This is a genomic window from Proteus sp. fly-1008, assembly GCF_040140305.1.
Lineage (GTDB): Bacteria > Pseudomonadota > Gammaproteobacteria > Enterobacterales > Enterobacteriaceae > Proteus > Proteus vulgaris_B.
In genome coordinates this window covers 98,099-119,843 of sequence record NZ_JBEEWH010000012.1, presented here as the reverse complement: position 1 = coordinate 119,843, position 21,745 = coordinate 98,099, and the positions used below count along the sequence as shown (strand labels likewise).

Sequence of the window (21,745 nt, the reverse complement as noted above, 5' to 3'; positions counted from 1 at the left end):
ATCGAACCATTTTACTGTACCAGTCATTGTATTAGACATAGAATTTCCTTTAATTTATTTAATTTGCCATAAGGCATATGCGGTTTGTTTTGTATTTTTACTTATGGGTATTAATTAGAAGGAATTCACAATGAAGAGGTATCGAGGATAACGCTAAACGGGAACAACTTTAAACTTACTAACATAAATAGGTCTGTACTTCCAAACCAGTGACGCTATTAAGCCATAGAAAAATTCAGATAGCAAACTTTATTTTTTAGCGGTAAATCAGCTTAAGTATGCCCCTAAAAAACACAACCCCGCTATACTCACGAGGTTTTTAATAGATAACTCATGTAACAACAAAACAATATATTGTGTTTTGTAATTACGCAAGACTATAAATGTGGCATTTCCTAATTATTTTATCTATATCTAATTTTACGTTATCAACCAATAAACATCCCTCAATAAAGCCTTCCGCTGTCTGCAATCGCTTAGCCACTTCATTATGAGAAATACCGAGTTTTGAAGCCATTGAACGCAAAGGATAATTCTTCACATAATACATAATAACCAACTGAAACAAGTAACTATTATTTACCTTTAAATGTAATACCGCTTTATTTATTTTTAAGCCATCATCATCAGAACATTGCTCTCGGCTTCGTCTTGAGCTTGGAATCAATCCTTTAAAACCTGCGGCAATTGATGAGTAATCGATACTATTTCCCTCATTAGCTGACCACGCTCCCCAACGTGATAAAACTTCCTGCATATCTCTCATACTAATACTCCCCGTGCCGTATACACGTTAAACCAATGCCCCCATTCCTAATGAACGGTTTAAAAAAGAAAATAACAATTCGATTTGGTTACCATAATTGGCTTCCCACAATTTCGGATCACGATGCAACTCATCATGATGTTGCCGACATAATGGAATAGTGAATAAGTCATGAGCTTTCTAAAGAAGCTCAACATGCTGGCTATGTTCCGCCTGGTTACAATCCTGCGAAAGCAACTAAACAACCACGGAACAGAGTGAAAAGAGAACGCATGACATTGGACGAATGGCGCACTATTTATCAGCAAGCTAAAAACCACCCTCCTTACCTGCAATGTGGCATGTTGTTGGCTTTAACCACAGGTCAGCGGATCGGTGATATCTGTAAAATGAAATTCTCTGATATTTGGGATGATATGTTGCATATACAGCAAGAGAAGACAGGCAGTAAGTTAGCCATCCCTCTCTCGCTAAAATGTGAAGCTATCAATCTCTCCTTAAGAGATGTTGTTACTCAATGTCGTGATGCTGTTGTAAGTAAATATCTCATGCATTATCGGCATACCACCGCACAAGCGAAACGAGGCGAACAAGTCACGCCAAATACGTTAACCACAACATTTAAAAAAGCACGAGATAAATGTGGGTTAACTTGGGAAAAAGGTACGGCACCTACTTTCCATGAACAGCGTTCTTTATCAGAACGACTTTATCGTGAGCAAGGAATTAATACACAAAAATTATTGGGGCATAAAACACAAAATATGACTGATAAATACCATGATGATAGAGGCAAAGAATGGCAAATTATTGCTGTTTAATTGAACAGTTTTGGGGAAGAGTTTTGGGGATATTTTGGGGAAGAATTTTATAGTACAAAAAATAAACGGGAACTAATAAGCTCCCGTTAACTATTTATCAAATCAACAATTACATATGTTTGATAATCGCGTCACCAAACTCGCTACATTTCAGCAGTTTAGCGCCTTCTAACTGACGTTCGAAATCATAAGTTACGGTCTTAGCGGCAATCGCGCCTTCCATACCTTTAATGATTAAGTCAGCAGCTTCTGTCCAACCCATGTGGCGTAGCATCATTTCCGCGGAAAGGATAATTGAGCCTGGGTTAACTTTATCTTGACCTGCATATTTAGGTGCTGTGCCGTGTGTTGCTTCAAATAATGCACACTCGTCACCAATATTTGCACCTGGTGCAATACCGATACCACCAACTTGCGCAGCTAATGCATCAGAAATATAGTCACCATTTAGGTTCATACATGCAATAACATCATATTCTGCTGGGCGTAGCAGGATCTGTTGCAAGAATGCGTCGGCGATAACGTCTTTAACGATGATCTCTTTACCTGATTTTGGATTTTTAATTTTAACCCAAGGACCACCATCTAATAATTCACCACCAAACTCTTCGCGTGCTAATTCATAACCCCAGTCTTTAAAGGCACCTTCGGTAAATTTCATAATATTACCTTTGTGTACCAGAGTGACTGAATCACGGTCATTATCAATCGCGTATTCAATCGCCGCACGAACTAAGCGCTTAGTCCCTTCTTCTGAACAAGGCTTGATACCAATACCACAATCTTGTGGGAAGCGGATTTTGGTAACACCCATTTCATTTTGCAGGAATTTAATTACTTTATCAGCTTCTGCTGAGCCCGCTTTCCATTCAATACCTGCATAGATATCTTCTGAGTTTTCACGGAAGATAACCATATCAGTTAGTTCAGGTTGTTTAACTGGGCTTGGTGTGCCTTTATAGTAACGTACTGGGCGTAGGCAAATATAGAGGTCGAGTTGTTGACGTAATGCAACGTTTAATGAACGGATACCACCGCCAACTGGGGTAGTAAGAGGACCTTTAATAGAAACACGATATTCACGGATAAGATCTAAGGTTTCTTCTGGTAACCAAACATCTTTACCATATACCTGTGTTGATTTCTCACCGGTGTAGACTTCCATCCACTCAATCTTACGTTCTTTGCCGTAAGCTTTCTCAACTGCTGCATCAACAACTTTTAACATTGCTGGCGTGACATCGATACCGATACCATCCCCTTCGATATAAGGGATAACCGGATTATTTGGAACAACAAGCTTACCTTTAGCATCTAGTGTAATTTTAGCGCCATTAGCCGGAACAACTACTTTGCTTTCCATTTACCTCTCCTTTCATGTAAGCGCACGCTTTGTTAATTTTTTGTAAGAGACCTGTCAATACTACTTGATTATTCAGCTAACGCCAATCGCTTCTCTTTTAAGGTATAATCAATCTCCCATTTTTTACAAAAATTAACTATGCCAAATCAATTTAAAAATAGTGCTAAATCGAAAAAATACCATACTCCATCAGCACAGAAGAAAGCAGTACGCCCTAGAGGTGAGCGCAAAGTGGTTATCTTTAATAAACCCTTTGATGTGCTAGTCCAATTTACCGATGAAAGTGGCAGAAAAACACTAAAAGATTTTATTCCAATTCGTGACATTTACGCAGCTGGACGTTTAGATAGAGACAGTGAAGGACTTTTAGTCTTAACAAATGATGGAAAGCTACAAGCAAAATTAACACAACCAGGTAAAAAAACAGGAAAAATCTACTATGCTCAGGTAGAAGGTGTTCCTTGTACAGTAGCATTACAACAATTCCGAGATGGATTAGAGCTTAAAGATGGCAAAACATTGCCAGCTCAAGTCGAAATAGTTGAGCAACCCGAATGGCTATGGGAGAGAAATCCGCCTATTAGAGAACGCCAAACTATTCCCACAACTTGGCTAAAAATTACCTTATTTGAAGGTAAAAACCGGCAAGTAAGGCGAATGACGGCTCATATTGGTTATCCTACATTACGCTTGATCCGCTTTAGTATGGGAAATATTGCATTGGATAATTTATTACCCGGTGAATGGAAGGAGATTGATTTTGTTTAAACCTCATGTGACTGTCGCGTGTATTGTTCATGCGCAAAATAAGTTTCTCGTTGTTGAAGAAACTGTCAATGGAAAAGCAACGTGGAATCAACCTGCGGGGCACCTTGAAGCCAATGAAACACTTATCCAAGCCGTTCAACGTGAGTTATGGGAAGAAACAGGATTAACACTTCCTGTTCAATATTTTCTTAAATTACATCAATGGATTGCCCCTGATAAAACCCCTTTTTTACGTTTTCTCTTTCTAATTGAAGCACAAGAACAATTTGAAACTCACCCTAATGATAGCGATATCAATTGTTGTCACTGGGTTAGCGCAGATGAAATTATCCAAAGCCAGCAATTACGCTCGCCTTTAGTAAGAGAAAGCCTGTTATGTTATCAACAAGGTGAATGTTACCCTCTGTCTATTTTAACTAGCTTTGGCGCCCCCTTTAACTAAATGACAGAGAATGGAAAAACAAAGCATCAAAAACAGAGCAACACTTGATGCACCTGTGTCAGTGATATGGTAAAGTATGGCGCTTATTTTTCCGCAGTGAGATCCAGTCATGTCAGATAACAGCCAAAAAAAAGTCATCGTAGGAATGTCCGGTGGCGTAGATTCATCCGTCTCAGCCTATCTTCTTAAGGAACAGGGATATCAGGTCGTTGGTCTGTTTATGAAGAACTGGGAAGAAGACGACGATACAGAATATTGTTCAGCTTCAACGGATCTTGCCGATGCGCAAGCTGTGTGCGATAAACTTGGCATTGAACTTTATACTATCAATTTTGCCGCTGAGTATTGGGATAATGTTTTTGAACATTTTTTATCTGAATATAAAGCAGGTCGCACTCCAAACCCCGATATTCTGTGCAATAAAGAAATAAAATTTAAAGCATTTTTAGAATATGCGGCAGAAGATTTAGGTGCTGATTATATCGCAACAGGCCACTATGTTCGCCGTCGTGATATCAATGGCAAAAGCCAATTACTTCGTGGCGTCGATAATAACAAAGACCAGAGCTATTTCTTATACACGTTAAGTCACGAGCAAATCGCACAAAGCCTTTTCCCTGTTGGTGAAATGGAAAAACCTGAAGTTAGAAAAATCGCTGAAAAGCTTGATTTAGCAACAGCAAAGAAAAAAGATTCAACGGGTATTTGTTTTATTGGTGAGCGTAAATTTACCGATTTCTTATCACGTTACCTCCCAGCTAAACCTGGTCCTATAATCACTGTTGACGGTGAAACTATTGGTGAACACCAAGGATTGATGTATCACACATTAGGTCAACGTAAAGGTTTAGGTATTGGTGGAACAAAAGACGGTGGAGATGATCCTTGGTATGTCGTTGATAAAGATGTTGAAAATAACATTCTTGTTGTGGCGCAAGGTCATGAACATCCAAGATTAATGTCTGTCGGCTTAATTGCTCAACAATTACATTGGGTATCGAGAGAGCCAATTACTGAAGCTTTCCGTTGTACTGTTAAAACACGATATCGCCAACCTGATATTGCGTGTACAGTAACACCATTAAGTGAAGATAAAATTGAAGTCCGCTTTGATTATCCCGTTGCTGCTGTAACGCCGGGACAATCAGCCGTCTTTTATCAAGACGAAGTCTGTTTAGGTGGCGGTATCATTGAAACCCGTATTCAGGAGTAGACGTGGCTAAAGATTTTCGTGATATTACACTTGCACTGGCAGGCGTCTGCCAGGCAAGTCGTCTTGTTCAGCAAATTGCTTACCAAGGTAGTGCGAACGAGAATGATGTTGAAGTGATGGTTAACAGTATTTTTAATCTCAATCCAACATCAACACTTGATGTTTATGGCAATCAAATCAGTCATTTAAAATTAGGCTTTCAAACACTGAAAGCTATTCATCAGGCAGTAAGAAGAGAAAAGTTAACGCTAGAATTGATGACTTATCAACAAGGTTTAATCAACTTAGAGCGCTTAATCGGACGAAATGATGATTATAGTTCACGGTTATCACAAAAAATTTCTCAATTAGAGCGCCAAAAAAGCTATTTTGAACCTATGTCCGAAGGTGTATTCAATGCACTCGCTGGAGTTTATGTTGATGCGGTTAGCCCTGTAGGCCCTCGCATTCAAGTTCATGGCTCTATTGAACTGTTAAAAAACCCAATTATTCAAGCTAAAGTTAGAGCGTTATTATTAACGGGTATCCGTAGTGCCGTGCTCTGGCGCCAAGTTGGTGGCCGTCGTTTTGATTTTTTATTGCATCAAAAGACGATAATCCGACAAGCTGATGATTTTCTCGCTCAATGTTAATACTTTAAATTCAACCTGGGAGTTGCCAACAATGGAATTATCTTCGCTGACAGCGATTTCACCGATTGACGGTCGTTACGGTAGTAAAACTTCGTCGTTACGTTCTATTTTTAGTGAATTCGGTCTTCTGAAATTCCGTGTACAGGTAGAAGTTCGCTGGCTACAAAAGCTGGCATCTTGCACCGACATTAAAGAAGTTCCCGCCTTTGAAAAAAACGCAAACGATTACCTTGATGCAATTGTTGCTAATTTTAATGAAGAAGATGCAACACGCATCAAATCTATCGAACGCACCACTAACCACGATGTGAAAGCCGTAGAATATTTCTTAAAAGAAAAAGTGGCGACTATCCCTGCTTTACATCAAGTTTCTGAGTTTATTCACTTTGCTTGTACTTCTGAAGATATTAATAATCTGTCTCATGCCATTATGCTAGAAACAGCCCGCCAAGAGATCCTGCTACCTGCATGGCGTGAACTTATTGATACAATTAGTAAAATGGCGCAAGAATACCGCGACTTACCTCTTCTTTCTCGCACTCATGGTCAACCTGCTACCCCGTCTACAATGGGTAAAGAGTTTGCTAACGTAGCTTACCGCATGGAACGTCAATATCGTCAACTTACGCAAGTTGAGATTTTAGGTAAAATTAATGGTGCCGTCGGTAACTATAACGCCCACTTGGCCGCTTATCCTGAAGTAAACTGGCACCAATTTAGTGAAGAATTTGTGACTTCATTAGGTATTACATGGAACCCATACACAACACAAATTGAGCCGCATGATTATATTGCTGAACTTTTTGATTGTATTAGTCGTTTCAATACCATTTTGATCGATTTCGATCGTGATATTTGGGGTTATGTCGCACTGAATCACTTCAAACAAAAAACTATTGCGGGCGAAATTGGTTCATCGACCATGCCACATAAAGTAAACCCTATTGATTTTGAAAACTCGGAAGGCAACTTAGGGTTAGCTAATGCCGTTATGGGGCACCTTTCTAGTAAATTGCCGCTTTCTCGTTGGCAACGTGATTTAACTGATTCAACCGTTCTGCGCAATTTAGGTGTGGGTATTGGTTATGCGTTAATTGCTTACCAATCAACCATGAAAGGCCTTAATAAGCTTGAAGTAAATGAAAAACATCTTCGCGAAGAGTTAGATTGTAATTGGGAAGTGTTAGCAGAGCCTATTCAAACTGTAATGCGTCGTTATGGCATTGAAAAACCGTATGAAAAACTAAAAGAATTAACTCGTGGTAAGCGTATTACTGAGCAAGATATGGTTATTTTCATCGACGGTTTAGAATTGCCTGAGCATGAAAAAACTCGTTTAAAAGCGATGACACCTGAAAGCTATGTTGGTTTTGCAACTCAGTTTGTTGATAAGTTAAACTAATTTTTCACACGAAAAGGCAGATAATTTCTGCCTTTTTTTATAACAAAAAAACGAAGAAAACTATCTATAACCTAAACACGTCGCTGGCTACAGTATTTTTTAATCAATAGATTGTCTATGATAACCTTATATTTTTATCTAATAGACTGACTATCATGTCCTATATTTATTTTACAACGGTGTATTTTTACCGATTGTACTCAAGGTGGAATAATGCGGATCTTAATTATTGAAGATAATATTTTACTTCGTCATCACTTATCCGTGCAGTTTCGTGATGCAGGCCATCAAGTTGATGCGGCAGAAGATGCCAAAGAAGCAGATAGTTTTATAACCGAAGGTACACCCGATGTTGCTATTGTAGATTTAGGATTACCTGATGAAGATGGCATTAGCCTTATTCGAAGATGGCGAGAAAACAATATTACGTTACCTATTATGGTGTTAACTGCGCGTGAAAGTTGGCAAGAAAAAGTCTCCGCATTAAATGCGGGCGCTGATGATTATGTGACAAAACCTTTTCATTTTGAGGAAATTGTTGCACGTATTCAGGCATTAATGCGAAGAAACATGGGAATTGCATCACAAATACTCTCTATTGAGCCTTTTGAGTTGGATTTGTCACGTAAAGAGTTCATGATTTCAGGCGAGCAAATCAAATTAACAGCGTTTGAATATACCATTTTAGAAACATTAATGCGTAATCAAAACAAAGTTGTTAGCAAAGATGCATTAATGCGTCAGTTGTATCCAGATGCTGAATTAAAAGAAAGCCACACTATTGATGTACTAATGGGGCGATTACGTAAAAAAATCTTAGAAAAATACCCTGATGATGTTGTCGTGACAGTCCGTGGACAAGGCTACCGTTTTGATATGAAACCTTAATATGCAAAAAAAACAGCGCTCTCCACTCTCATTACGAACACGATTTTTACTTGCAACGAGTGCTATTATTTTAGCTCTTACACTCTCTTATGGGTTGGTTGCTATAGTCGGTTCTATTGTCAGTGTAGATAAAACCACTTTTATGCTGATGCGTAGTCAAAGTAATCTTTATTACAGTTTAGCCCAGTGGAATAAAGGCAAGCTGAATATTGAATTTCCAACAAATTTGAATAATAACAATACATCGCTGGTGGTCGTTTTTGATGATAAAGGTAATGTCTTATGGACACCTTCTGATTTACCTAAAGCCATTCCTAATAGCATTAAGCATAAATGGCGCCATGAAGAAGGGTTATTTGAAATTTCGGTTGATGTCAAAACAACTCGTTTAATGCTACAACAGTTGCCTCAATACCGTGTTTATCTCAAACGACTCGAAGAATATTCAAGTAACGAATTTTTAACTCACTCCGTGGTAATTAATCATTATCCTGCGGCTGATAATATGCCTTATATGGCAATCGCGGTTATTGATCCTATCCCTCAGCGCATGCAAAAAGTCAGTCAAGTTTGGGACTGGTTTTTATATATTATTCTCGCTAATTTATTTTTAGTTGTGCCTTTAATTTGGTTAGCTGCACACTGGAGTTTACGGCCTATAAAACAAGTGATAGAACAAATCAGTGCATTAGAAAAAGGTACACGTAATGATTTGGATGAAAACCCACCAACCGAGTTAAAAGGCTTAGTTAGAAATTTAAATGTGTTATTGCGTAATGAACGAAGCCGTTATAGTAAATATCGCACAAGTTTATCTGATCTTACCCACAGCTTAAAAACGCCACTCGCCGTATTACAATCAACATTACGCTCTTTACGATCAGGTAAGCAAATGACGATAGAGCAAGCTGAACCTATCATGCTTGATCAAATAGAACGAATTTCACAACAAGTCGGTTATTATTTGCATCGAGCATCTATTCATGGTGATCACGACATTACCACGCGAAAACTCCATTCACTATCAGGGTTGTTAGATAATCTTTGTAGTGCATTAAGTAAAGTTTATCAGTCAAAAGGCGTTGATTTAACACTCAATGTTTCACCTGAAATCATGTGGTTAGGTGAGAAAAATGATTTTATGGAAGTGATGGGCAATATTCTGGATAACGCTTGTAAATACTGCTTAGAGTTTGTTGAAATCAATGTAAGTAATAATGAAAACAGCGTAATAATGATTGTTGATGATGATGGCCCTGGTGTTAGCTCTGAAAAAAGAGAGATTATTTTCCAGCGAGGAACAAGAGCAGACACGCTACGACCGGGGCAAGGTTTAGGATTATCTATCGCGGTAGATATTATTGAACAATACAGTGGCGAAATTACTATTACCGATAGCCCTTTAGGTGGCGCTCGTATCACTGTAATCTTTGCTGAACAGCAACTTACCACTGAGCGTGAATAACCATTCATGATAAAAAATGCTTTTTTATCAAACTCCCCACTCCGTATATTGCATTATGTATGATATCTGCTCAGTTATTACAGTGTTACTCGCTATTACTCACATTGCTCAAAGTAATGTTTAGCAGGAAGTTAGAATTCATTATACTATGGCTTCAGGCTTCCCGAATTCAGGATATACACAATGGACTATAAACTTAATTTAGATTGGCAATCATTTCTCGAAAGCCATTGGCAAAAACGCCCTTTATTAATTAAAAACGGCTTCTCACGTTTTGTTGATCCTTTATCTCCTGACGAACTTGCTGGTCTTGCAATGGAAGATGAAGTGGATAGCCGTCTTGTTAGCTGTCAAGACGGACAATGGGGAGTCAAACATGGGCCTTTTGAGCACTTCGAAGGACTTGGTGATAAAGATTGGTCTTTACTTGTACAAGCCGTCGATCACTGGCATTTTCCTAGTGCGGCATTAATGAAGCCATTTCGTGTATTACCTGATTGGCGCATTGATGATTTAATGATCTCTTATTCTGTTCCCGGTGGTGGTGTAGGCCCGCACCTCGATCAATATGATGTCTTTATTATTCAAGGACAAGGTCGTCGTCGCTGGCGTGTGGGTGAAAAAATCCCGATGAAACAACACTGCCCTCACCCTGATTTACTTCAAGTTGACCCTTTTGAAGCAATTATTGATGAAGAATTAGAACCGGGTGATATTCTTTATATCCCACCTGGATTCCCACATGAAGGCTATGCGATTGAAGAGTCGCTAAACTACTCTGTAGGTTTCAGAGCGCCTAATGCTCGTGAACTTTTCAGTGGTTTCGCTGACTATGTGTTAGCAAATGATTTAGGCAGCTATCGTTATAGTGATCCAGACCTAACACCGCGTGAAAACCCAGCATTAGTGCAACATCAAGAATTAAATAAACTTCATGACATGATGGAAGATTTACTTGCTCAACCAGAAGTATTCCGTCATTGGTTTGGTGAATTTATTTCTCAATCTCGCCATGAACTTGATCTCGCAGTTCCAGAACCTTTATATGAAAATGCAGAAATTCACGATTTACTGCAACAAGGTGAGCAACTCCATCGTTTAAATGGTATTCGTGCGTTACGAGTTGGCGATAACTGTTTTGTAAATGGTCAATTGATGGATACTGATCATATAGAAGCGGTAGATGCGCTTTGCCAATATGATTATATTAATAAACAACACTTGGGTGATGCATTAGCTGATCCAAAATTTGTACGTTTATTAACACAGTTAGTGAATCAAGGTTATTGGTATTTTGAAGATTAATTATCACTAATTATAGTGATAAGTTATAAAGCCCAGCCATGTTAATGGCTGGGCTTTTTTATTATTCAATATCTTAAAATATCTCTGATTTTAAAACTCAGCGAATTAAATAATTTATAGATCCTTTTAAAAGCACTCTTGTATTATGAAAGAAAAAAGGAATTGAGACAAAAAAAACACTTTGTAAGAAAAAGAGTAATAAAGTGTGCTTACTATTTGTAATAAATAAAGAAAATAAAATTATAAAAGTGATAGCGAAATAACTAAAAATAATAATAAATGAATGCTTTTCAGACTTTCTGATTAAATATTCACTTTCATTATTAATATAATTTTCTTTTTGTTTATTTGATTTAACTTGTTTTTCAATTATGGGGTCAACTAATTTTTCTGAAATCGAATCCATTCTACTACCCTTATAGTATCGTTTTATAATAATTATAAATGAAATATGAACATTCTAATTTATCAATCTATTACGATAAAATAGCGTATATTTTAAGTTTGAAAAACTCATAATTAGCACTATCATTATTATAAAGTAGTTTTATTTTAGATTAAGTAACCTCTATTCAATTTATTTTAGATTAATCTTCAGCAACCACTCCTATTTTATTAATTACCCTTAAGATAGAATTAAATTAAGAATGTAAATAAATAATCAAAACTAACAAGGTAGCTAAAAAAATAATAGCCGACATATCGGCTATTATTTTATTTTCTGAGCTATACAAGCGATTAATTAATCACTTTAGCCTTTTCTCTTTCAGCCGTAATTTCAGCAATACGCATGATCACACTCACCGCAGCTTCCATTCCTTCTAAAGAGATAAATTCATGCTTACCATGGAAATTATACCCGCCCGTAAAAATATTTGGGCAAGGTAATCCACGATAAGAAAGCTGAGCACCATCTGTGCCACCACGGATAGGCTTGATGTTAGGCTCAATATCACAATCAATCATCGCTTGTTTTGCAATATCAATAATGTGTGGGAATTGAACAACTTTATCATGCATATTGTAATAACTATCATCAATAGTCAGCTCAATATAGCAATCTGGGTGTAAACCTTTACCAACTTTTTCTGCAATCGCAATCATATTCTGTTTGCGTTTTTCAAATACGTTACGATTAAAATCACGGATAATATAGTGCATTTCCGCTCTTTCTACCGTTCCTTTAATACTTTGAAGGTGATAAAAACCATCATAACCCTCTGTATTTTCAGGCGTCTCATCAGTCGGTAATTCTTGATGAATGCGCGTTGCTAATCCTAATGCATTTACCATCACCCCTTTTGCACTCCCAGGGTGAACATTGTTACCAACAATTTTGATATTCACTGATGCGGCGTTGAAGTTTTCATATTCCAATTCGCCAACACCACCACCATCAACGGTATAAGCCCAGCTTGCACCAAATGCATTTAAATCGACATAATGCGCGCCACGGCCAATTTCTTCGTCAGGTGTGAACGCAATACGGATATCACCATGAGGTCGGTTCGTTTCTTTTAAACGCACCATAGCGGTAATGATTTCAGCAATACCCGCTTTATCATCAGCGCCTAATAAGGTTTTACCGTCTGTGGTGATTAATGTTTTACCAATCATGGAATGTAAGATTGGAAACATAACAGGTGATAACACTTCATCACCAATACCCAATGCAATATCTCCGCCACGATAATCTTCAAGCACTTGTGGTTTTACATGCTTACCAGAAAAATCAGGCGCTGTGTCAAGATGCGAAATAAAACCAATCACAGGCACTGGCCAAGAGACATTGGATGGCAAACTTGCCATTACACATCCTTTGTCACTGAGTGTTACATCAGCAAAACCCAGTTTTTTTAATTCTTGTGCCAATGCCTTAGCTAGTTTTAGCTGACCATCACTGCTTGGTGACATTTTTGAAGATGGTTTTGATTGTGTATCAAAATTAATATATTCAAAAAAACGTTCTAATAATTTATCCATTTTGCCCCCTAAGATCTCTCTAATAACAATAATAGGGAACTCTATAAAATAATTATTGCGTCAAATCAGCTTTAGGATCATTAATTAATTCAAACAATTTATGAACATATTCATCAACAACCTGACTTGCTGGCCCATAATGTTTTTCTTCAAACTGGCTTTCAACTAAACTTGGCTCAAGATTTAGCTCAACAGTATGAGCGCCAGCTAGCCTAGCTTCATGTACAAAACCCGCAGCAGGATAGACATTACCAGAAGTGCCAATAGAGATAAAAATATCAGCCTCAGCCAAAGCTCGATAAATATCATCCATGCCAATAGGCATTTCACCAAACCAGACAATATGTGGACGTAGTGGTGATGGAAATTGGCAACAATGGCAGTGATCTGTTGTTTCTAAATCACCTTTCCATTCAAAAACTTGGCGGGATTGTGGGCAACGTACTTTTAATAATTCACCATGCATATGTAAAATATGCTGACTACCTGCTTTCTCATGTAAATTATCAATATTTTGCGTTACAAGAAGGAAGTTATCTTTACCTAAGCATTGCTCAAGTTTTGCTAATGCATAATGCGCTTCATTTGGCTGAATTGTAGGTTGTTGTAATTGGCGACGACGTTCATTATAAAACTGCTGGACCAATTGTGGGTTGCGTTGATAGCCTTCAGGTGTAGCAACATCTTCAACGCGATGTTCTTCCCACAATCCATCTTCTGAACGAAATGTTTTAATTCCTGATTCAGCAGAAATGCCAGCCCCTGTTAATACGACAACTTTGGGTAAACTCATTTCATGTTCCGTTTTATGGGTGAGATGAAAATAACGACAACGTGAATGTTGTCGTCGTAAACTTTTGATCTTACGAAACTTCCTAAGCCGACGATGACGAAGTTTAAGTTTCATCATTACAATCCTTGGTTTTCAAATTTAAATATTGCGTTTCTAGCGTTACTATTTTAAGTGTTTTTTCTTCTTTGTATGTCAATAAACTTATTGTCCACTTAAAATTCTTGCAGGATCTAGTTTAGTGGCTCGACGAGCAGGATACCAACTTGCTATCAGGCTTAAGATCACAGTGGTGATAAATACAGAAAAAACATCAATCAAATGTACTTCTGAAGGGAGGAAATCGACAAAATAAACATCACCAGAAAGTACACTATGCCCTGTTAATGATTCAACAACAGAAACTAAAGGTGTCAAATTATAAGCCACTAATACACCAAAAATGACGCCTGCAATACAGCCAATCATGCCTGATAATAAGCCGTACCATAAAAAGATATTACGGATATGACTATCACGTGCGCCGAGCGTACGTAAAATAGCAATGTCACTGCTTTTATCTCTTACCGCCATAATCAGCGTCGATACAATATTAAAACAAGCCACACCAATCACTAAGATCATGGATAAATACATAATGCTACGGATCATTTGAATATCGCTATACATATAGCCATAGTCACTTATCCAACTTTTAGCATAAACATACTCTTCACTATTTAAACCCACATTATGAATAATTTCATTAGCCAAAAACGGATCAACCGTTTTCACTTCAATTCCTGTAATACCTTGGCCGTAATCCATATATTGTTGAGCATCTGCTAGAGGAATTAATGCTAATTGGTGATCGAGCATTCCACTCAATTTAAATATGCCACTAACTTGTAAGCGAATACGTTTAGGCTGTAATAACTTAGTTGGATCATCATTATTCGGGATTAATACTGTTAGCCAATCACCCTGTTTAATTTTTAATGCGTCTGCAACACCTTGCCCAACAATAATTTGTTGCTTACCCGCACGAAAATCTTGCCATGCATTATTTTGTACATAGCGAGGTAATAAGCTGATATCTCCTTGTTTTTCAGGAGATACTCCCATAACTTGCACTGCTTTTAATTCAGTTCCTTTCTCTAACAATCCCGTTAATAAGATATACGGCGCGGCCGCGACAACTCCTGATGTTTTTTCAATTCGAGGTAATGCCGATTGCCATTGTACAAATGGCTGTTCTACTGAATAGATTTGCCCATGAGGCACTACCGATAAAATACGGTTTTTTAATTCGCGCTCAAAGCCATTCATGGCACTTAAGCCAATAATTAAAACAGCCACGCCAAGCATAATGCCCAGTGTTGAAATAACCGAGATTAACGAAACCATTCCCGCACGTTTTCGCCCTCTTGAAAAACGTAATGCGGTCACTAATGCAAGTGGCAATTGCGCCATTATTTCACTCCTGAAATCATATTTTGTGGCTGTAATTGACCATCTTTCATTTCAAGTTGACGCTGAAAACGAGCCGCCAGTGATAAATCATGCGTCACCACCAGAAAAGCAGTTTGCTTCTCTTTATTTAATTTAATCAATAACTCGAAAATACCTTCGGCGTTTTTCTGATCAAGATTACCTGTTGGTTCATCCGCAAGTACTAATGCAGGATCGTTAACCAATGCTCTCGCAATCGCAACACGTTGTCTTTCGCCACCTGAAAGCTCTGAAGGACGATGATGAGCACGCTCTTTTAAGCCAACCGCTTCAAGTAAAGACATTGCTTTCTCTTTCGCCTTTGCAACACTAACCCCACCAATCATTAATGGCATTGCCACATTTTCAAGTGCAGTAAAATCCGGTAATAAGTGATGGAATTGATAAATAAAACCCAGTTGTGTATTACGCAGGTCGGCTTTTTCTGAAGAAGATAATGTATTAAGTGATTGCCCTTCAAAGAAGACTTCGCCAGATGTCGGTGAATCTAAGCCACCTAATAAATGCAATAAGGTACTTTTGCCTGAACCAGAACTACCCACAATCGCTAAAAAATCACCTTTTTCCATTTTAAATGAAACCGATTTCAGCACTTGGGTTGAAATTGTACCGTCTTGGTATTGTTTACACAGGGCGTGACAATCCAATAAACAATTTTTGTCAATTTGCATGTTTTTTTCTGATGCCATTGGCTGTTTATTAATAGAAGAATTACTCATAACGTAGCGCCTCTGCTGGCTGAATAGTCGCGGCCCGCCAAGACGGGTATAAAGTAGATAAAAGGGAAATCACAACGGCTGCAAAGCCAATCATAAATACTCTTCCCCATTCAAGCGTTGCAGGTAATTCAACACCTTGTGGAATAAGCCCTACCGCTGGCATAATAGTATTTAACTGGCTAGAGAGTAATGCCCCCAAAAGACCACCAGCAACTGCACCTAACATACCGGCACCAGCACCTTGCAACATAAAAATGGACATAATCTGGGAACGTTTTAAGCCCATAGTTTGCAAAATAGCTACTTCTCCTTGTTTTTCCATCACTAATAAAGAAAGTGAGGTAATAATATTAAAAGCAGCCACAGCAATAATTAAGCTTAATAATAATCCCATCATATTTTTTTCCATTTTAACTGCCTGGAAAAATTCACCTTTACGTTCGCGCCAATCTTTCCAACTTAAGTTTGTAGCTAAAGGCTTAGCACTGTATTTTTCAATATTGAGAGGATCAGAAAAGAAAAGACGCCACCCTGTAATATTACCAGGCTGATAACGCATTAAACGCGCCGCATCTTGTTGATTGACTAGAATTTGAGAGGCGTCAGCATCCCCACCACTTTGGAAAATACCTTTAACAGTAAATAATCGTTGACTGGGTAATCTTCCCATTGGAGTGAGTTGACTAACACTTGGCACAATCAGACGGATTTTATCCCCTTCTTTTGCTTTTAGTTGTTTAGCTAAGCCACTTCCTAAGATCACGCCATATTCACCCGATTTAAGCATAGAGAAATCACCATAACGAATATGTTTTGTTAAAGGTTCATCTTGTGCTTTTTCAATCCCTAACATGACACCAACGCTGATATTATCTTTACTCTGCAAAACAACATCACCTTCTACTAAAGGGACAACGTTTATGATACCTTCTCGCGTCAGTAGATTTTCGGCTATATTTGATTGTCGGGGTAATTGCCCGTTAGGTGATGTCACTATGGCTTGTGGAAGATAAGCAAGAATGCTTTCTTGCAATGAACGCTCAAAACCATTCATGACAGAAGTCACTGTGATAAGCGCTGCTACACCTAACATGATCCCTAAAGCGGATAGCCATGAGACGAAGCGACCGAACTTATCGACCGCGCGACCCCGCATATAACGGAGCCCTATATAAAATGAGACAGAATTGTACATGAAATCTGTGCTGTTCCTGTTGCTAATGCGAAGTGTTCAGGGATAATAAAGGGTAGTCTTACTGAATGGAACCACTCTATTCCCAAACTGTGGTTTTTCTTTTATCTTAACCTGCCCGCCAGTTTAAGCTTTAGCGAGTACGCTGAAGATGTGTTGGGAGTTAACTACAACAAAGAGTTCACATTACACGCTTATGTCCTCAGAATATCGTTATCAACTTCCTATAAAACAAGGGGATACTCGCCAGCTAGGTCAACTGACTGGTGCCGCTTGTGCTCTAGAATGTGCAGAGATCATCAAACGTCATTCTGGATTAGTCGTCCTTGTTACTCGTGACATGCAAAATGCATTACGTTTACAAGATGAAATCCGTCAGTTTTGTGATTATCCAGTAGAGACATTATCGGATTGGGAAACGCTGCCTTATGACAGTTTTTCACCTCACCAAGAAATTATCTCAAACCGCCTTTCTACGCTATACCGTATTCCATCACTTCTCAAGGGAATTTTAATCTTACCCGTCAATACGTTAATGCAGAAAGTTTGCCCTACGGATTATCTCGCAAGTCATGCGTTGGTAATGCAAAAAGGAGAGATACTTTCTCGTGATAATTTACGTAAAACACTCGATGAAGCGGGATATCGCCATGTAGAGCAAGTATTAGAACACGGTGAATATGCAACACGCGGTGCATTGCTTGACTTATTTCCTATGGGAAGTGAATTTCCTTATCGTATTGATTTTTTCGACGATGAAATTGATAGCCTGCGTACTTTTGATGTTGATACCCAAAGAACATTAATAGAAGTGGAGCAAATAAATTTATTGCCCGCACATGAATTTCCTACTGATGCCAATGCAATTGAGCTTTTTCGTAGTCAGTGGCGTGAGCGCTTTGATGTAAGACGCGATCCTGAACATATTTATCAGCAAGTCAGCAAACACATATTGCCTACTGGGATTGAATATTGGCAATCGCTGTTTTTTGAACAACCGTTATCTAACTTATTTGCTTATTTTCCTAAAAACACGCTGATAGTGACGCAAGATCTACAAGATTTTGCAGATAAATTCTGGCAAGACATCAACCAGCGTTTTGAAAGCCGTCGTGTTGACCCAATGCGACCCTTGCTTCCTCCTGATGATATTTGGCTTAGTGTTGATAAATTTAATAAAGAACTTAAACAGTGGCCACGAATTCAACTTAAAACAGAAACATTGCCAGAAAAAGCTGGACAAACTAATTTAGGTTATCAACCACTTCCTGATTTATCGATCAACGCACAAAGCAAATCCCCTTTAGACAATCTACGTCGATTCCAAGAACAATTTTCAGGTAGTGTGATTTTCTCTGTTGAGAGCGAAGGCCGACGTGAAACAGTACAAGAACTGTTATCACGGATAAAAATTGCACCTAAACAGATCATTGAGTTATCAGATGCCCAAGAAAAAGGAGCCTATTTTATTATTGGTGCAGCTGAACACGGTTTTATTGATAATCATCGTCAATTAGCCATGATCTGTGAAAGCGATATGTTAGGCGAACGAATTAATCGCCGTCGTCAAGACAATCGCCGAGCAATTAATACCGATACTTTAATTCGTAACCTTGCCGAATTAAGCATAGGTCAACCTGTTGTTCATCTTCAGCATGGTGTTGGACGCTATCAAGGCATGACAACCTTAGAAGCGGGAGGCGTTAAAGCTGAATACTTGATGTTAAGCTACGCAGGTAATGACAAGCTTTATGTCCCTGTTTCATCATTGCATTTAATCAGTCGTTATTCCGGTGGTGCTGATGAAAATGCCCCTTTACATAAATTGGGGGGCGATGCATGGGTAAGAGCTCGTCAAAAAGCAGCTGAAAAAGTCCGTGATGTTGCAGCAGAGCTGTTAGATGTTTATGCCCAGCGAGAAATAAAAACGGGATTTGCCTTTAAAATGGATAAAGAGCAGTATCACGCATTCCGACAAAGCTTTCCTTTTGAAACCACTCCCGATCAAGAAACAGCAATCAATGCCGTATTAAGTGATATGTGCCAAGCCATTTCAATGGACAGATTAGTCTGTGGTGATGTTGGTTTTGGTAAAACAGAAGTGGCAATGCGCGCGGCATTCCTCGCGGTTAACAATAATAAACAAGTTGCGATTTTAGTCCCAACCACCCTATTGGCCCAGCAGCATTTTGATAATTTCCGCGATCGTTTTGCCAATTGGCCCGTTAATATTGAGATGATCTCCCGTTTTCGCAGTGCAAAAGAACAGCAACAAATTACAGAAAAACTGGCTGAAGGTACTGTTGATATTGTCATTGGGACACACAAATTACTGCAACCTAGCATTCACTGGAAAGATTTAGGACTCCTCATTGTTGATGAGGAGCATCGCTTTGGCGTTCGCCACAAAGAACGCATTAAAGCCATGCGTGCTAATGTAGATATTTTAACACTGACAGCAACGCCTATTCCTCGTACGTTAAATATGGCCATGAGTGGTATGCGTGATCTTTCTATTATCGCAACGCCACCTGCACGCCGTTTATCCGTAAAAACATTTGTGCGGGAATATGATGATTTAGTGGTGCGTGAAGCCATCTTGCGTGAAACATTGCGTGGTGGGCAAGTCTATTATTTGTATAACGATGTTGAAAATATTGAAAAGGCGCGTGAGAGACTGGCTACACTTGTACCTGAGGCACGTATTGGAATTGGTCATGGGCAAATGCGTGAACGTGAACTTGAACGTGTGATGAATGATTTCCACCATCAACGTTTTAATGTGTTACTTTGCACCACCATCATCGAAACGGGTATTGATATACCAAGCGCGAATACCATTATTATTGAACGTGCCGATCACTTTGGTTTAGCGCAATTACATCAGTTACGTGGTCGTGTAGGTCGTTCTCATCATCAAGCTTATGCTTATTTGTTAACGCCACATCCTAAAGCCATGACAAAAGATGCACATAAACGTTTAGAGGCGATTGCTTCACTAGAAGATCTGGGCGCCGGTTTCGCATTGGCAACACATGATTTGGAAATTCGAGGTGCGGGTGAATTACTTGGTGAAGAACAAAGCGGTCAAATGAATACCGTAGGCTTCTCACTTTATATGGAGTTATTAGAAAGCGCAGTAGAAGCCCTTAAAGATGGCAGAGAGCCATCACTTGAAGATCTCACTAATCAACAAACAGAAATTGAATTAAGAATGCCTGTCTTATTGCCTGATGATTACATTCCAGATGTAAATGTCAGACTCTCATTCTATAAACGAATTGCAAGTGCGATTGATTTAAATGAGCTTAATGATTTAAGAGCAGAGTTAATTGATAGATTTGGTAAATTACCTGATGCTGGTCGTTATTTACTGCGTAATGCGGCCATTCGTTTAAATGCCATGAGCCTCGGTATTACTCGTATTGAAGCCCATGACAAAGGTGGATTCATTGAGTTTGGCGAAAAAAATAAGGTTGATCCAGGCTATTTGATTAGCTTGCTTCAAGAACAACCTACAGTTTTCCGCTTAGATGGCCCATCTAAATTGAAGTTTATTATTGATTTAGCTGAACGAGAAAAGCGTCTTACTTATATTGATGATATGTTAAGTGCATTCGATGATCATAAGATGAAATAACACAAGAGCTAACCGTTCTTTAAGCTAATAAAAAGGCGTAACTGAAATGCTCATCTCCTTCATTACGCCTTTTTATATTATTGATATTAATCTTTACGGCAAGGGACTTTTTCATTCATTGAACAATAGGGTTCTTGTTCTAAGATTAGCCTACCATCAGCATCTAAAGCAATAACTTCGCCAGGTTTAAACGTGGTGCGCACTTTCCCCGGCGTGCCATCAATAGTGTAAAGCACATCATAACCCACAGTTCTACGTTCTTGTCGATAAATAGGAATACACTCTTTGAATTGAGGATAAGGGAAATTTGCAATATTGCTGTTATTAAGTGCTTCAATCATGTAAAACACACGACATTCTTGCTCTGCTGGATGAAATCGTGACAATTTTTCGGGTGTAAAAGGTGTTGGTAAGCCGATTCGATGACAGTATTCTTCTGTCACAAATACCGTTGATTTAATCGGTGTAGCGGAAACGACATGAGCAAATTGAGGTTGGGGGAAAACCCACCTCCACGCAATAAATAAAAGAATAGCTAATGCAATGATTAGTCCTATCAGTGTGTACTTTCTGACATCAACACTCACTTTTACCCCTTTTTATCTGTTTTATCCTTAATTGCTACAGATATGCAATACAAAGCCACTGTTTTACGATAACTGGCTAATATATTTAGTATTCAATAAATGAACTCTCTATCTGATAGCTTAATTCAACATCCATGCTGATTAGCATAATAAGCAAACTACGTATTTATGACATGTTAAATACACCACTTATTTCTGTTTTAATTACTTAATTAAATAAATATCACCACTTTTTTAGGATTTACCTATTATATTAAGAGTGGTCTTAATTTATTTTT

General features: G+C 38.4%; 18 protein-coding genes and 2 pseudogenes. 10 read left to right on the top strand and 10 right to left on the bottom strand.

Going from position 1 to position 21,745, the window contains the following annotated elements:
• Positions 1 to 367: 367 nt before the first annotated feature.
• Both ABN256_RS16780 and ABN256_RS16775 read right to left on the bottom strand, forming a co-directional pair.
• Positions 368 to 766 carry an antiterminator Q family protein gene (locus ABN256_RS16780; RefSeq protein ID WP_349439786.1) on the bottom strand — a complete coding sequence of 133 codons (399 nt, stop codon included), beginning with the start codon at positions 764 to 766 and terminating at the stop codon, positions 368 to 370.
• Positions 767 to 793: 27 nt separating this feature from the next.
• Positions 794 to 946 (bottom strand): annotated as a pseudogene (locus ABN256_RS16775) (DUF968 domain-containing protein); the annotation flags it as partial.
• On the opposite strand from ABN256_RS16775, the pseudogene ABN256_RS16770 reads away from it, so the two are divergent.
• Positions 940 to 1,587: pseudogene (locus ABN256_RS16770) on the top strand (tyrosine-type recombinase/integrase); the annotation flags it as partial. The pseudogenes ABN256_RS16775 and ABN256_RS16770 sit on opposite strands and share 7 nt — an antisense overlap.
• 109 nt (positions 1,588 to 1,696) lie before the next feature.
• Here the strand turns inward: ABN256_RS16770 and icd are convergent.
• Positions 1,697 to 2,950, bottom strand: coding sequence for an NADP-dependent isocitrate dehydrogenase (icd, locus tag ABN256_RS16765; RefSeq protein WP_006537208.1), 1,254 nt, complete (start codon positions 2,948 to 2,950; stop codon positions 1,697 to 1,699).
• A 138-nt stretch (positions 2,951 to 3,088) separates the two neighbouring features.
• Between icd and rluE the strand changes: the two genes are divergently transcribed.
• The 8 genes from rluE to ABN256_RS16725 all read left to right on the top strand — a co-directional run bounded on the left by rluE (position 3,089) and on the right by ABN256_RS16725 (position 11,065).
• A complete protein-coding gene (gene rluE, locus ABN256_RS16760; protein ID WP_196553241.1) occupies positions 3,089 to 3,718 on the top strand; it encodes a 23S rRNA pseudouridine(2457) synthase RluE in 630 nt (209 codons plus the stop codon).
• Complete coding sequence (locus ABN256_RS16755; protein WP_197269338.1) at positions 3,711 to 4,160, top strand: NUDIX hydrolase; 450 nt, start codon at positions 3,711 to 3,713, stop codon at positions 4,158 to 4,160. The genes rluE and ABN256_RS16755 overlap by 8 nt, the downstream gene beginning before the upstream one ends.
• Positions 4,161 to 4,269: 109 nt before the next feature.
• Positions 4,270 to 5,373 (top strand): tRNA 2-thiouridine(34) synthase MnmA, encoded by a 1,104-nt coding sequence (gene mnmA / locus ABN256_RS16750; RefSeq protein ID WP_109409358.1) that lies wholly within the window; start codon positions 4,270 to 4,272, stop codon positions 5,371 to 5,373.
• Positions 5,374 to 5,375: 2 nt separating this feature from the next.
• Entirely contained in the window at positions 5,376 to 6,005 is a 630-nt protein-coding gene (hflD, locus tag ABN256_RS16745; protein ID WP_196553243.1) for a high frequency lysogenization protein HflD, read from the top strand.
• Positions 6,006 to 6,036: 31 nt separating this feature from the next.
• Positions 6,037 to 7,407 (top strand): adenylosuccinate lyase, encoded by a 1,371-nt coding sequence (gene purB, locus ABN256_RS16740; protein ID WP_197269339.1) that lies wholly within the window; start codon positions 6,037 to 6,039, stop codon positions 7,405 to 7,407.
• A gap of 213 nt (positions 7,408 to 7,620) precedes the next feature.
• Positions 7,621 to 8,295: a two-component system response regulator PhoP gene (gene phoP, locus ABN256_RS16735; protein WP_072069878.1), complete on the top strand. Its 675-nt coding sequence runs from the start codon at positions 7,621 to 7,623 to the stop codon at positions 8,293 to 8,295.
• 1 nt (position 8,296) lies between these two features.
• Positions 8,297 to 9,760 (top strand): two-component system sensor histidine kinase PhoQ, encoded by a 1,464-nt coding sequence (gene phoQ, locus ABN256_RS16730; RefSeq protein WP_197269340.1) that lies wholly within the window; start codon positions 8,297 to 8,299, stop codon positions 9,758 to 9,760.
• A gap of 183 nt (positions 9,761 to 9,943) precedes the next feature.
• Entirely contained in the window at positions 9,944 to 11,065 is a 1,122-nt protein-coding gene (locus ABN256_RS16725; RefSeq protein WP_072069880.1) for a ribosomal protein uL16 3-hydroxylase, read from the top strand.
• A gap of 97 nt (positions 11,066 to 11,162) precedes the next feature.
• Here ABN256_RS16725 and ABN256_RS16720 read toward each other — a convergent pair whose 3' ends face one another.
• The 6 genes from ABN256_RS16720 to lolC form a co-directional block, all read right to left on the bottom strand.
• On the bottom strand, positions 11,163 to 11,471 hold the full coding sequence (locus ABN256_RS16720) for a hypothetical protein (RefSeq protein WP_196553246.1): 309 nt from the start codon (positions 11,469 to 11,471) through the stop codon (positions 11,163 to 11,165).
• Positions 11,472 to 11,803: 332 nt separating this feature from the next.
• Positions 11,804 to 13,048, bottom strand: coding sequence for a peptidase T (gene pepT, locus ABN256_RS16715; RefSeq protein WP_196553247.1), 1,245 nt, complete (start codon positions 13,046 to 13,048; stop codon positions 11,804 to 11,806).
• A gap of 52 nt (positions 13,049 to 13,100) precedes the next feature.
• Positions 13,101 to 13,958 (bottom strand): Sir2 family NAD+-dependent deacetylase, encoded by an 858-nt coding sequence (cobB, locus tag ABN256_RS16710; RefSeq protein ID WP_196553248.1) that lies wholly within the window; start codon positions 13,956 to 13,958, stop codon positions 13,101 to 13,103.
• Between the two features lie 84 nt (positions 13,959 to 14,042).
• Positions 14,043 to 15,290: a lipoprotein-releasing ABC transporter permease subunit LolE gene (lolE, locus tag ABN256_RS16705; RefSeq protein WP_349439785.1), complete on the bottom strand. Its 1,248-nt coding sequence runs from the start codon at positions 15,288 to 15,290 to the stop codon at positions 14,043 to 14,045.
• Positions 15,290 to 16,000: a lipoprotein-releasing ABC transporter ATP-binding protein LolD gene (lolD, locus tag ABN256_RS16700; RefSeq protein ID WP_072069987.1), complete on the bottom strand. Its 711-nt coding sequence runs from the start codon at positions 15,998 to 16,000 to the stop codon at positions 15,290 to 15,292. Before lolD ends, lolE begins: the two co-directional genes overlap by 1 nt.
• Positions 16,001 to 16,040: 40 nt before the next feature.
• Entirely contained in the window at positions 16,041 to 17,243 is a 1,203-nt protein-coding gene (gene lolC / locus ABN256_RS16695) for a lipoprotein-releasing ABC transporter permease subunit LolC (protein ID WP_349439784.1), read from the bottom strand.
• A 193-nt stretch (positions 17,244 to 17,436) separates the two neighbouring features.
• On the opposite strand from lolC, the gene mfd reads away from it, so the two are divergent.
• Positions 17,437 to 20,880, top strand: coding sequence for a transcription-repair coupling factor (gene mfd, locus ABN256_RS16690; protein ID WP_340896063.1), 3,444 nt, complete (start codon positions 17,437 to 17,439; stop codon positions 20,878 to 20,880).
• Positions 20,881 to 20,966: 86 nt separating this feature from the next.
• Here the strand turns inward: mfd and umoD are convergent, their stop codons facing one another.
• Positions 20,967 to 21,467, bottom strand: a complete 501-nt coding sequence (gene umoD, locus ABN256_RS16685; protein WP_196553251.1) for a flagellar biogenesis regulator UmoD — start codon at positions 21,465 to 21,467, stop codon at positions 20,967 to 20,969.
• Positions 21,468 to 21,745: the final 278 nt, after the last annotated feature.

What these genes read in the sequence shown, in the direction of transcription:
- ABN256_RS16780 (WP_349439786.1), bottom strand. Translation starts at nt 766, where the DNA reads ATGAGAGATATGCAGGAAGTTTTATCACGTTGGGGAGCGTGGTCAGCT.
- icd (WP_006537208.1), bottom strand. Translation starts at nt 2,950, where the DNA reads ATGGAAAGCAAAGTAGTTGTTCCGGCTAATGGCGCTAAAATTACACTA.
- rluE (WP_196553241.1), top strand. Translation starts at nt 3,089, where the DNA reads ATGCCAAATCAATTTAAAAATAGTGCTAAATCGAAAAAATACCATACT.
- mnmA (WP_109409358.1), top strand. Translation starts at nt 4,270, where the DNA reads ATGTCAGATAACAGCCAAAAAAAAGTCATCGTAGGAATGTCCGGTGGC.
- purB (WP_197269339.1), top strand. Translation starts at nt 6,037, where the DNA reads ATGGAATTATCTTCGCTGACAGCGATTTCACCGATTGACGGTCGTTAC.
- phoP (WP_072069878.1), top strand. Translation starts at nt 7,621, where the DNA reads ATGCGGATCTTAATTATTGAAGATAATATTTTACTTCGTCATCACTTA.
- phoQ (WP_197269340.1), top strand. Translation starts at nt 8,297, where the DNA reads ATGCAAAAAAAACAGCGCTCTCCACTCTCATTACGAACACGATTTTTA.
- ABN256_RS16725 (WP_072069880.1), top strand. Translation starts at nt 9,944, where the DNA reads ATGGACTATAAACTTAATTTAGATTGGCAATCATTTCTCGAAAGCCAT.
- ABN256_RS16720 (WP_196553246.1), bottom strand. Translation starts at nt 11,471, where the DNA reads ATGGATTCGATTTCAGAAAAATTAGTTGACCCCATAATTGAAAAACAA.
- pepT (WP_196553247.1), bottom strand. Translation starts at nt 13,048, where the DNA reads ATGGATAAATTATTAGAACGTTTTTTTGAATATATTAATTTTGATACA.
- cobB (WP_196553248.1), bottom strand. Translation starts at nt 13,958, where the DNA reads ATGATGAAACTTAAACTTCGTCATCGTCGGCTTAGGAAGTTTCGTAAG.
- lolE (WP_349439785.1), bottom strand. Translation starts at nt 15,290, where the DNA reads ATGGCGCAATTGCCACTTGCATTAGTGACCGCATTACGTTTTTCAAGA.
- lolD (WP_072069987.1), bottom strand. Translation starts at nt 16,000, where the DNA reads ATGCAAATTGACAAAAATTGTTTATTGGATTGTCACGCCCTGTGTAAA.
- lolC (WP_349439784.1), bottom strand. Translation starts at nt 17,243, where the DNA reads ATGTACAATTCTGTCTCATTTTATATAGGGCTCCGTTATATGCGGGGT.
- mfd (WP_340896063.1), top strand. Translation starts at nt 17,437, where the DNA reads ATGTCCTCAGAATATCGTTATCAACTTCCTATAAAACAAGGGGATACT.